Here is a 13,374-nt window from a genome sequence, read left to right on the forward strand (position 1 = left end):
ATTTTAAAATTAACTAAGAGGGGCTTACTTGTTGGTAAAACTATAAATAAAATATGAATGAAATCTATTCTTAAAAATTACATAAGGGTATTTCTCTTTCTGGCAGCCTATTTATTACATGCCCAAAAACCTAATATTGAGATTAGTTTCAAAGATTATCATTCATCTAATATTACCAATCTGTCAATTTCGAAAAATCAATCAAATTACTTCACAAGCGATGATTCTGGTAAGATATTAATGAATGATGCTGACGATTTTGATTATATCAAAACAGTTAGAGAATCCTCAGGTATTCCCATAAAATATATGAGACTTATACGAAATGATTCTATTTTACTATTTACGCAAAAATATCATTTTAGCGGTGGAACTACTGATTCTTTGTTAGGAATTCGACTTTATGATAATGAGGTAATTGTAAAAAATAAATTCTCAGGAAGTTTTATTGATAAACAAACTGATTATCTCATTCTATCCTCTAATAATAACTATTTAGATATGCTAGAGGTCTTTGATAACAACATGAGCCAGATAACCAAAATTTACCCTAACTCTAGTGTTAACATAGCAGCTGTATCTAGTAATGCAACTTACTTAGCATATGTTGAAGGAGATTTAATGAATCAAACGAAATTAGTTCAAAAAAACATTGAAGCTAACGAAGATGTCATTAATACTGCAATACCATCGAATTTATATCTTTTACACTTGTTTTTTGATAAGCAATCAAATGAGTTGTTTGCTCTAGCCGTAGATGAGGAAAATGATAAACTTAAAATTTTTAATATTTCCTCATACGGCTCTTTCTTGAACCCAAGCTATGCTATAGATTTTGATTTGGATAGGTTTGTTAAAATATTTCCTTCAGTTTCAAACAACAATTATCAAGTAACATTAACTACTGTACATAATTCAATGTCAATAGGCCCCACTGTTATTACAAAAAAAGGGGATTCTTTTGAGTCTTTTGTTCCTCCTCTAAAGTCAGGTGCAGTATTTTCAAGTTACTTTACGGATAAAAATCAATTTTTATTTTTTGAACGATATAATCAAAACTTTAATAGTGTATTGAAATCTTGTGTGTATGATGTTTTAAAAAAAGAAGTTGTTCAGAGTTTTCCAAAAACATCACAAAAATATTACTCGGGTTCATTTTTGAAGAATGATAGTTGGATGGTTGTTGGAAAAGAGGTGAAATCAGATGTCCAAACCCCTTTTGAATATCAACTTAAGTACTATGAACCGGGTACCTTTAAGAATCGCTTTGGCCTTTTAGATTACAAGGATTATTTGGAGGTGAACCATCAAGCCGTAGATTATGCAAAATCTGAATTTCTATTTGATAAAAATACAGGAATTCATCCCTTTTCTGGGTATAAGAAAATAAGTAGTACAAGGAATGAATATGGTTTTTATAAATATGACTTAATAAATGATAAAGTAGAAGCTATAAGTCTTTTAGAGACAAACTACAATTCAATTCTAGACTATAATAATGAAACAAATAATTTATTATTAAGTATTCAAAGGTATACCAATAATGGATTCGTGGAACCGCAGGAATTTCAAGTATTAGATAATAAGATTTCAAAGGTATTAAAGGGTAAATATAAGTTTGGGAAATTTTCTAATGACGGTAAATATTTATTAACGGTAGATGCTACAAACCTTTTGGAGGTTCGCCTTATTGAAAACAATACCATATTATTCAAGGAGAAGCTAGTAGATGGGAATTATGAGCTATTTTCAATTGCGGAAAATGCCTTTGTTATCACAAATTCTTTTATGGAAATTGATATTAACAAATGTAATAAAGAAACAATTTTTCTAGGCTTTTTTGAAGAACATACGTATTCTAGCCAGAAAAGAGAATGTGTGCTGTTTTCAGATTTAGATCTATTGGGTGAGGGACTTGCGGCTATTGTTCAAGGTTTAGGTGTGATTTTTGGTGAGAAATCGTTGAACTTTTCCCAATCTGAATTTCCTATGAGCATATCATTAAATAATGATGAGACTAAAGCTATGATTAGTCTATCTAACGGAAAAATCTCAATTTATGATACTAGTTCTTTGCTAGAATTAGGAAGTATGATACATCCAAACAAAAAGAGTCATGTTTTTATAGATTATAAAGGTAATTACTTCAGTAACATAAATTCAGAAGAATATCTCACTGCAATAAAGGGGAACAAGAAATTACTATTATCTGATTTAGAGAAAGACTTTTTTAAACCCCAGAATATTCTTGAGATTTTCGGACAACCCAATGAGGAATATCTTTCTGTTTTAAATAAAGCCTTGAACATAAGAGGGGAGTATAAATACAAAAATGTTGATTCAATCAATTTGTCCACTAATATAACTTCACCAATTAAAAATAAGAGGAGTACTAAAAATGAGAACGAATTACCCAACCTTTATGTATTGACTATCGGAGTTTCGGACTACATTGAATCTGATTATAACCTTACTTTTGCAGATAAGGACGCTATTGATATTGCTAAGATTTATGGAACGTTGGATCGTACGTCCATAGATAGTTATAATCGTAAATTCTATGGCAATACATACGAGCTAAACGATTTTAATAGCGAAACTAAATTAAGTTTAAAACGATATCAAGATTCATACGAATATTCTGGAAAATTAGAACCTGTTAGCAGTGATGGAACAGTTTGGTTAGAAAATAGGTCAGGAAATTATTTTCTATGGGATTTTAAAATAGAAACTATTTCATCTATCATACTTCCAAAAGAATTTAAGCCTAGCGTTTGGTCAGATGACAAAGTAACCTTTATCAATCCTGACAATTCTGGGTTTTATATAAAAACAGTGAATAATGAATTCTACAATTATAATTTCGTCACTAAATCCTTCAATAAATCAGATTTACCATTTGAAATAGGTTCTAATGATTGGGTTCAACCTATAACACGAAATAAATGGGTAAAATTTGATTCAGAGAAAAATTTCTGGTCGCAAAGATTAACCATAAATGTTTCTAGTAAGGGGCCAAAGGATATTTTTAAAGACATTTCATTTAATCTTCGACCCTATACTAGTATTAATCAAGATGGTGAGATTGTTAAGGAAAATGTTGCTGATTTTGAAATGGATTTGAACGCTAGACCAAGAGCAATTTCAACCGATGGCAATCATTTTATATACAGTGCAGCCCTAGGAATGGAGGATGCTCTATTTTATAAAAATCTTGAAGATAAAAATAGTTTGCCAATAAAAATCAAAGATTCTGTTGACTATGGTTCAGACATTTTTCTGTCAGATGACGGATTAGCGTATACAATTGTTAAGCCGTCAGACGACAGTAATTCTTCCATTGCTGAAACCTATAGTTTAAATGGCGAGTTATTGACAACTATCAATTTACAATCAGATAGTTTCACCTTTTTTAATAACCATTACAAATGGATTGGGAGCAAATCGGGATTATTGGAGAAAAATCCTTTAAATAAAGCTGATGATAGGTTATTACAAAATAATAAGGCATATTCATTTAAGAATTCATTTGTTAATTATCTTACCAATAAAGAGGCGACTTCAGATAACATTAAAGTCGAATTAGTCGATTTTTTCAAAACTGCAAAACCAAACGATCAAGTCATTGTTTTTTTAGCAGGTCATGGAGTATTAGATACGGACCTTAATTATTATTTTGCTCCACATGACATGAATTTTACTAACGTTCAAGAAAAAGGAGTAGCTCTGAATTTGATATTAGAACACTTAAAACAATCTAAATCTAATAATAAACTTTTACTTATGGATTCTTGTCATTCAGGTAATGTACTAGATATTGATTCCTCGGATAATGTTAGTTTAGGTTCAGGTTTAGCGTCTGATACGCGTGGTTCAAAGTCAAGAAGTACAAAAAAAGTCGCCTTTAAAATATCAGAAGCAGTTTCCGATTTATTTGAAGATTTTATGTCAAAAAGTGGTGTCACTATCATTTCTGCTTCATCCGGAGGAGACGTAGCCTATGAGAATAAAGATTTGGGAAACGGAGCCTTTACCTCGGCCTACATAGATATTTTAAAGAATGAGCTCAAAGGAAATAATTCGTTCCTATATAATAAAGAAGACTTAGATAAAACTATTAATTTGACAAATGACAATATAGAAAGCATGCTTAAAAATGTTATGATGAAGACCAATGGAAAACAAGTGCCCGATCTGCGAGAAATCAATAAATCATCAAATTTGAAAATGTGGTGATATACCAATAATTTTCAATTAGCAAGTTTCTCAATAGCTGACGCCCCATCAGTAATTATGGCGTCTTTATTATCACTAAGCATACTAGGCAATTTGTTAATGTACTTGCTTTTATTTCCTTCGTACTCTTCTAATCGAACATTAACCTTCACCACGCCATAATTATCGTTATCATTCAATTCAGTTGTTATTGGTATATCATAATACCAAGGGGATAAAATGGGTGTTTTAATTTGGTTATCAGCACCGTATTTCAAATCTTTAAAATCATATTCTTGCTCAATTAAAACAGCACTTTTTGGCGTACCATCTTCGCCTCGCCATTGTCCTTCTATAGAAAGAGAAATTTTGGCATTTAAGTTTTCATCAGTAAATATTTTGGTTTTCGAGAAAAACACACGCAATTCATTAAAGCTTAATCGAGTAACTCCAGGGTTTTGAGGGTCGCTAATTAATTCAATAACTGCATAAAAGTTGAGCATGTCATCTTCCTCCGTTCGTATTACATCTTTTAAATCAAGGGCCCCTGTGTTTCCGCGAGATTTAGGTAACGTTTCAAATTCATTGCTGACGATAGCTTTAATTTCTTCATTTTTAATAGCATCCTTGGGCTTTGAAAACTTTTTAAGATGAATTTCTTTATAGGTTTTTTCTACTTTGCCCAGATCGGTATTATAGTAATTGTTTATAGAAAGTGATTGCGAATAGGTGTTCACAAGTGATTTAGACGATTTATCAGCTAGATAGCTAGCGCCAAAGAATACACCTTGAAGAACAGTTTCAATCAACCCACCTCTAGTATCGGCACGTTTCATTTCCACTATAAATTCTTCTTCCGCCTGAATATTAGAGCGATTATGGACTCCACAGGCGCTTAATAAAAATATAATGTATAAAATAGTGGCTTTTCTCATCTTGAAATTTAATAGCGTCAATTTATTTATAATAATTCAATTAATAAAACCTGATTATTAATTTTTAAGAGATTCGTATTGTAGCTATTCGTCTATTAATTCTATAATATTTTTAACCAATGCTTCTTTTGTTTTCGCTTTTAAGTCAAACGATTTTAAATCTTCACCGCATCTAATTTTTAAGGAAAGGAAAATTTCATTTTTTTCGATAGTATAACCTCCACTAATTTTACAAGCATTTGGAAATTTTGCAGAATCAAAGTAGACTAGGGGTGAAGCTTTACCTTTAGATGATGTTAACGATAACTCTTGATTTAATAATTCTGAGAGTCCAAGGTTATCTTCAAATTCTTCTGCGTTAACTAACGTTGAACGAATATATACTGTTTTTGGATTAGCTAAAGGAATAGCCTCTTTATCAATATTGCTAAGCATACCAATGTCAAAAGATCCACCTCTTGGAATTAATAATTGTGGTTCTTGAATGCCACCAATGCCTTCCGCCAACTTTGGCACAGTTTCTCTGGCGTAATCCATGATGGTAAAAATATCCACATATTTATCCTCTTTTAGAGCTGCTCCTTTCATAGCTTGAAGTATAGAATAGGTAAGTAATCCCTGACCATACATACTTGCTTCATAGCTAACTGCATCCGCAGTACACCCAGAGATAATATACATACCTGTACGGTCTTTCATCCTGTCAATAGCCTTTATCTGAGAAGGTTCAATATCTCTTTCCGCAATCAAGTTGTCTACCGCTTTTCCAGAACCACAAGCATCAATTATCATGACCTGCTTTAATGCAGGAATCTCCTTTAGCCAATCTACCCATTCCGCCGTAGATATGGTGTTATTTTGCCTGATGACTGGATCGTTGTAGGCTTCATTAGTGGTAGCGGTAGCAGCTGATGTAAGAAAGTAGAAATCACCTTGATCTCCACCCCATGTTATACCATGGCCACTCAGGTAGACGGTAATAATATCTTCCGCGTTTGCTTTGTTACTTATCTCTTTAAATATCTCTTTTATATTTTGCTTGTTGGGTAACTTATCTGATTTGGATGTGATGGTATAAATGTTTGTTCTATCTGCAGTAAACAAGTTTTCTGCCCCTATCTGCATAGCTTTGGCAATAGCCTCGGCATCATTTACCGTATATTTTAAGTTTAATTGTTTGTTGGCATAATCGCCAACCCCAATCACAACTCCATAAAATTGGGGTTGGTTTAGGGCATTCTTTTTTGCTATTGCTTTACCCACAGCACCCCTTCCTTGAACAAACCCGTCTTCTGAGGATGCTTTAACGGTAATCTCATTTTCTCCATCCAGAAGAAACGGATGATCTTTTATAGAGACCGAAATGGTTTGTTCAGTCAAGGTGGAGTCCATGTTATCCGATCTGATGTCACTTTTAGCTTCTTTTCCATTGATATACAATGAAACTTTACCATAACCTCCTTCCCTCTTGGTGAGATGCACGGTAACATCATCTGCTGTAATGTTTTTAATTTCTACTTCTGGCTGTAGTTTTAGTTCGCTCATATTACGAACATCGGGTAATTTTTCTCCTTTCATTACTTTCTCCCACAATCCAGGTAGCCAGTACCTATCTTTTAATTGTGAAAATTCAATAACTTCCAATCCTTTTGTCCAATACATGAGTTCCATAGCTTCTGGGGAAGCGTCGAATAATCCGGAGGGGTGTAAATGCACCCATTTATTAGGGTCGGAATCAAAGGTGAAGTTTCTTGTAAATTGCTCCCTCTTATCCAAATCCCATAGTAATAAATAACCGTCGGCTGAAGTTGAAATAATAAATTTTCTATTTGAATCAACCTTGACTTCATCTAGCCCCGAGGATAGCCCATTTATTTTATGAATAAGTTTTCCCGTGTTTACTTCCCAAACAGATATATAATTTCCGGAGCTTGGTATTGTCAGAATGAGACTTCCATCTTGAGTAAATTGAGCGTATTTAACTGCTTCGCCATGGTCTAAGATATTTACAAGCTTTCTTGTATTCACGTCCCATAAACGCACTTTTCCATCTCCATATGCCGTTACTATAAGCTTTCCGTCTGGACTGAACTCAGCTGATTTGACATAAAAGATAGATTTTGTGCCATAATCGATATGTTTAAAGGTATGTAGAATTTCTCCTGTATTTACGTCCCGAATATGGGCGTTATTATCAGTTGCCGTTACTATAAGTTTTCCGTCTGGGTTAAATTGAGCGAAGGTAACTTCTCCCGCATGTTCTAAGATATTTACAAGCTTTCTTGTATTCACGTCCCATAAACGCACTTTTCCATCTCCATATGCCGCTACTATAAGCTTTCCGTCTGGGCTAAACTCAGCTGACACAGAATTAAATTCAGATATAAAGCCATTATCAACGTATTCTAATACATGTAGAAGTTCTCCTGAATTTTTATCCCGTAGACGTAAACTATTGTCATTAGATGCAGTCAAGATAAGTTCTCCGTCTGGGCTAAATTGAGCCGAATTTACAGAATTGCTATGTTTCTCAAGTACTTTAATTAGGTTCCCTGTGTATGCCTCCCATAGTCGTGCTGTATTGTCACTAGATGCAGTTAGGATAAGTTTTCCGTCTGGACTAAATTGCAAAGAATTTATTGAATCAGAATGACCTTTAAGTATTTGTGTAACCTTTCCTAAATTTATATTAAATATGCTTATTGTATTATTGTTTAAAATTGATGCAATAAGTTTTCCGTCTGGACTAGATTGAACATGTAATGTAAAAACAGTGTGTCCATCTAGGTTATGAATAAGTTTCCCCAAGCTTACTTCCCAAAGACGTGCTGTATTATCATTAGAAGCTGTTACGATATGTTTTCCGTCTGGACTGAACCGAGCAGAATTGACCGATTCGGTATGTCCATTAAGTATTTTAACTAGTTTCCCCGTGTTTACTTCCCAAATACGTGCTGTATTATCATCGGACGCTGTTAGGATAAGTTTTCCATCTGGACTAAATAGAGCCGAATTGACCGATTTGGTATGTCCTTCAAGTATTTTAACTAGTTGCCCCGTGTTTACTTCCCAAATACGTACTGTATTATCATTAGACCCTGTTACGATAAGTTTTCCATCTGGACTAAATAGAGCCGAATTGACCGATTTGGTATGTCCTTTAAATACTCTAATTAGTTTTCCCGTTTTTACTTCCCAAAGAAAAATAGTATTTTCTTCAGATATTGCTATGACAAGTTCTCCGTCTGGACTGAATAGAGCTGCTTTGACCCAATCATTATTTCCTTCAAGTATATGAAGGATTTTTCCAGTATTTACATCCCACAGGCGGGTAATATGATCAGACGAAGTTACAACGAGTTTGCTATTAGGGCTGAATTGGGCCAAATTGACTGGATCGGTATGTTCCAAGGTACGTACAAGTTTTCCTGTATTTACGTCCCAAATACGGGCAGTATTGTCAAATAAAAGTGCGGTGGTTATTAAAAACTTACCATTTGGGCTAAATTGTGCGGACGTCACTGCGTCTTCATGCCCTTCAAGAATGAATAAAAGTTTACCTTTTTCTAATTCCCATAGGCGTGTTTTTCCATCCATGGAAGTTGTCGCGACAAGTTCACCATTTTGACTAAATTGTGATGAGGTAACTTTATCAGTATGTCCTTGAAGTATACGAAGTAGCTTTCCGGTATTTACATCCCAAATCCTTGCATCGTCGTGTTCATCAGAGATTGTGAGCACAAGCTTTCCATTTGAACTGAATTCAGCATTAGTTATATTGTTGTTAGATCCAAGAGGTAACCCTATTTTAACTTCTTGACAAAATAAAATATAAGTTAACAGAGAAAATATAACAACTAGTTTTTTTTTAAAAGCCATCATATTGTTATTCAGATAATTAATGACTTTAAATTTACCATTAATTTTAAAACTAAAAGTTCTGATTAAATTGATATACTTTAATTAAAAGTCAATCTTTTTTTTAAAAATAATCCTTGGATATTCTTAGAATTAAATATCCAATCCCATCTAGAATGGGAAAAATGAAAATTTTAGATTTGATTAATAGATTCAGCGTAAATTAATTTACCCCAATCTTCAACTCCAAAAAAAGCCAAATCCGAATCGTCATATAAGGCATCAAATTCATCTTCAATTTTTCTGACTGCGTCGATATCCGTCACCCGAATCCTAGTTTCATAATTGTACTTGGTGCCACTCTCCGTAAAGTTCAAAGAACCCAAATAGGCAGTATACCCATCGATGATATAGATTTTGCCATGGATGAACATATCATTAATCCGGTAGGAATCGGGAGCAACGAAAACTTTGAATGGGAAAAGTGGTGCGTAGGTGTACGAATAGATTCTCGTGTTATTTACTTTTTTTTTGGCATATTTGGAGATCCAAAAAAATAAAGGGGCAACTCCTATGAAATAAACATAAAACCAATTATTCGTAAAAAAGAACAGTAGCATCATTAGGATAAGCAGGGCGATACTGAGTATAACAAATCCTTTTTGAACCTTAAACCAGCGCTTTCTGATTCGATTGGCAGCCTCATCCAAATGCCGGTTCTGAACCACCAATGGTTGAATACTCTTTTCCTGGCGATAGCTCCTACTGTCAAATTTATCGGAGGTTATCAAGGTGACCTTTATGCCTTTTTTATGTAACCAAACCAATTCATCGACCATTTTAGGGGATAGATAGGGCGAGGAAATTTTCACGGAACGTTGGGCGTTTCCGATTTCCTTTAGCAACTTGGTACCGGCTCCGGTACCCATATAAATATCACATTTTGCCTGATTGAACCACACAATTTTAGGGCTTTTGTTGACCTTTTAAGATACGAAATTTCAAGGTCAAAATGAAGTATATTTCATCTTGATTACCTCCGATTTACTTTATTTGAAAAGCCTTCTAACCTCAAGATGTATACGTTGAAAATTGGCACGAATCTCAGGATGGTTTTGAGCATAGACGGGCTTTGGTAGTTCTCGTTTTATATCAGGCCTTTCAAACTTGACCCGCTTGTCCTTGCCATCGGCAAAGGCTATAAATTCCCCGCGTTTCAATCGGAAGAAAACATCCGCGCGAATTTTGCTGACATCCTTTTCCCCTTTGGTAATCCGCGCATCGAAATTCCAATTACTGCTCTTACTGATACTACGGGTGGGTTGTTTGATGATTTCAAAAAAACGTTCATAGTATTTTGCCGTGTCGGGGTCATTGGCCTTCCCGAAAAACTGGTAGGAGAGATTGCTCAATATGGCTTTACTGGCCTTGTCCCCATACATCAAATCGTTTTGAATCTTATCTTGGAGAACATAAACCGTCATGATATCATAGCTCCGTAAGGTAGCCGGGATCCGCTGCATGTTCAACAGTCGAAACGTAGAAGCCTCCTCCGCAAGAAAGAAGGAGGACAGGCGGTTTCGGACACTCATTTGTTTGGTAATGGTGTGAATAATTGTAGCAATAACAGGGGAGTAGGCGGTATCGAACTTTGGGTTGTTTACAAGGGAAATTACCGAGGGATGCTTCGGATTATTTATATCCAAAGGAATTTCATCTGCGGAGAGCGTCATAAAAATACGTTGGGTACTAACTTTCTTTAATGCATTGGCCAAAGTACTCATGACTCCCGCGGTCTGTCTTTCCGACGCTATCCCCGAAATGAAGGCATTGGCCATCGCTTTTGAGGTAAAGTCGGAACTTAGAAAGGACACCAGTTGCTCGGTATCCAAGTATTGATAGGTTGCAATCAAATGGGGAAGGGTACAGTATTTTGGGTGCTCCGTCTTCAACTTCCAGATCAATCCGCCTAAAAGTCCTTCAACGGCATCATTGAAAAACTTGGAGGATCCTGAGGAGCCGGATTCCTTTTGTTCCAATAGGTTTTCTAGAAGTACACGCGATATTTCATTGACACTCTCTTCATCTACCATGTAACGGGGTGCTATTGGATTTACCCGACTATATATATCGTCAAACGAAATGATATGGAAAGGGATTTTGGAGTTCTGAAATAGGGGATAGGCCATCTTGGTGATCTCAAAATTTTTATAATCGTGGATGATTCCACAAAATCCGTGGGTATTAAAATGTTTGAGGAAATTAAAAACAACGGATTCCGTTTTACCGCTTCCTGCTGAGCCAATGATTGAAACACCCCTACGTACGTTTTTCATGTTCAGGGTTCCATTACGTAGGTGAAATTTCACCTGATATTTTTTTGGCATTTCCTGGTTATCCTGTTCATTGAGATAACCATGACACACCAAATTGATGGCATACAAGGGAAGAATCCAATAAAAGGAAAAGTACAGGCTATAATGTATGGTATTACCATAGCACCCTATGATGCCTATATAAAGGAATACAAAGGCTAGCCCGACAAAGGCATGACGATAGTATCGGTGTATCAAGAGTATCAAGCCTGTTGCGGACGTATAATAGATTAGTATTACGGATAGGATATTCATGGTCATTAGATTCCGATAGAACTCGATGATCGCGCCACATCCATGGCCTTTTTGAACTGTTTAATGGTCTTAAGGGCCAATTGAACTTTATTCGTAGGTATGTTCACTTGTGGAACCTGCACCCCCGCTTTTCCCAATATTTTGAAAGCTGCGCTCCGTTCGTTGGTAGGTAGTCCCAAAAGATGGGCAAAATACTGCTGTGGATCTTTGATATAGGATTTTCTGGCCTCGTAGGTTTCCACAAAATTACGTTTGTAGTTAAATAGGGTATCAAAGGTATTTTCCGCCCTTACGTAGAACAGGTTTCTGTTAAATCCCCGTTTGATCATCTTACCGTTTAGCTTAGAGGATGATTCCATGTATTTGCTTCCAGGGGACAGGCTATACCGATTGCTTATATCCTTCCGGCTTACAATAATATGTACATGGGTCTGGTAGCCCGGTTTTTTCATCCCTTGCTCAACGGGTACTCCCGCTATTTTATGGGGAATTTCAGATTTCAGTTTTTCTATTTTGTTATGCATCGCCGTCGTATTGCCGGTGATTTCACCCCGCTCCACTTTACGAATGTCATTTTCAAGTCTTACGATTTGCGCACGGTAAGGTTGGTTTTCCCGGATTTCGCGGTCAAAACCTTTAAAGGTTCGTTCGTGTTCAATTTTCGCGAAGTATTTGATGTCATCTACGGTGACAGGTTGGTCCCTATGGAAGGAAGCAGCATAGTCCTTCATTACTTCCCTAACATATTTTTTAAGTTGTTCAGGGTCGTTGTTGATTGCTTTTAATTCCGATTGACTGGGGTTGATGGTCAGGGAGTAGAATTTTGGTTCCACCTTTTTAAGTTTGGCCGTGTTCCCATCGATTTCTTGGACCACCTGTTCCGGAGGGATTTTATCGTTGTGCTGATCGAAGAACTGTTCTTGATTATCGGGGAGAAGGCCTTCATTCTCTTTTTCCAGATAGTTCACGAAGTCGGACGAACTTTGGGAAAAGTTGTTGCCGAGGTGTTGTTTTGAAATACTGATATACATTGTTTAGTTTATTTTAAGGGATGATTTCAATTGGTGGTATTCTTCGAGCTTCATATTCAATTGTAATTTTGATTTCCGAAAGCTTGATTTGCTGATTTCCACTTTATCCAGGGTATCCATAAATTGTAATTGTATTTGTTCCAAATTTTGCTTTAAAACGGTATTCTCCTTTTGCAGTTCTATGGTTTCAAAGGCCGTTTTAAAGAAGGCATCATTGTTTGCCGGGAGTTCCTTGTTACCGGTTCCTGATGTTTTTTGTGGGGCATTTTTTTGTGGGGCATGTTCAAAAAGTAGTTCCATCATGGCCCTGGTGGGCGATACCCCATGCTTGTCCATTTCCTTCATAATGGCTGCCATGGCATTGAAGCGTTTTTTGATGAGATTCTCCAAGGTTCTGGCGGTAGGACCAAAACGTTCCTTGGGTGAGATTTCATTGTAAAAGAAAAAATCAAGCATTGTCTGCAAGGCTTCGGTATGGGTCTGGAAGAGGTCCTTGGAGAATTTCCTGAACTTCTTTGCGGTCGGAATTTTTACCCGAAGGGTACTAAAGGTTTCTTTTGTACTTGACATAATTTACTTTGACTCAAATTCTCGCCTATTTACAGGCCTTTTCAGGGCATTTGACGCAAAAAATAGGCTTTGTAATGGCGATATTCTATTTTCAAAATCATTTAAAATACTGGCATTCAATATATTAGAATACTT

The 13,374-nt window shown here is 35.7% G+C and carries 7 protein-coding genes; 1 reads left to right on the forward strand and 6 read right to left on the reverse strand.

Features of this window, described 5'->3' with window-relative positions:
* Window positions 1–57 precede the first annotated feature (57 nt).
* Window positions 58–4,236 carry a caspase family protein gene (locus ACFQZJ_RS06935; protein ID WP_379933337.1) on the forward strand — a complete coding sequence of 1,393 codons (4,179 nt, stop codon included), beginning with the start codon at window positions 58–60 and terminating at the stop codon, window positions 4,234–4,236.
* A 14-nt stretch (window positions 4,237–4,250) separates the two neighbouring features.
* Here the strand turns inward: ACFQZJ_RS06935 and ACFQZJ_RS06940 are convergent, their stop codons facing one another.
* From ACFQZJ_RS06940 to ACFQZJ_RS06965, 6 genes are all read right to left on the reverse strand, one after another.
* The gene (locus tag ACFQZJ_RS06940) at window positions 4,251–5,150 is read right to left on the reverse strand and encodes a hypothetical protein (protein ID WP_379933338.1); all 900 of its coding nucleotides are present in this window, start codon (window positions 5,148–5,150) and stop codon (window positions 4,251–4,253) included.
* An 84-nt stretch (window positions 5,151–5,234) separates the two neighbouring features.
* Window positions 5,235–9,032 carry a WD40 domain-containing protein gene (locus ACFQZJ_RS06945; RefSeq protein ID WP_379933340.1) on the reverse strand — a complete coding sequence of 1,266 codons (3,798 nt, stop codon included), beginning with the start codon at window positions 9,030–9,032 and terminating at the stop codon, window positions 5,235–5,237.
* A 170-nt stretch (window positions 9,033–9,202) separates the two neighbouring features.
* Window positions 9,203–9,937: a phospholipase D family protein gene (locus ACFQZJ_RS06950; protein WP_379933341.1), complete on the reverse strand. Its 735-nt coding sequence runs from the start codon at window positions 9,935–9,937 to the stop codon at window positions 9,203–9,205.
* Window positions 9,938–10,057: 120 nt separating this feature from the next.
* Entirely contained in the window at window positions 10,058–11,452 is a 1,395-nt protein-coding gene (locus ACFQZJ_RS06955) for a type IV secretory system conjugative DNA transfer family protein (protein ID WP_449288671.1), read from the reverse strand.
* A gap of 191 nt (window positions 11,453–11,643) precedes the next feature.
* Window positions 11,644–12,669, reverse strand: coding sequence for a MobB family relaxase (gene mobB, locus ACFQZJ_RS06960; protein ID WP_379933342.1), 1,026 nt, complete (start codon window positions 12,667–12,669; stop codon window positions 11,644–11,646).
* 3 nt (window positions 12,670–12,672) lie between these two features.
* Window positions 12,673–13,239: a BfmA/BtgA family mobilization protein gene (locus tag ACFQZJ_RS06965; RefSeq protein ID WP_379933344.1), complete on the reverse strand. Its 567-nt coding sequence runs from the start codon at window positions 13,237–13,239 to the stop codon at window positions 12,673–12,675.
* Window positions 13,240–13,374: the final 135 nt, after the last annotated feature.

This window comes from Maribacter chungangensis (genome assembly GCF_042676845.1).
GTDB lineage: Bacteria > Bacteroidota > Bacteroidia > Flavobacteriales > Flavobacteriaceae > Maribacter > Maribacter chungangensis.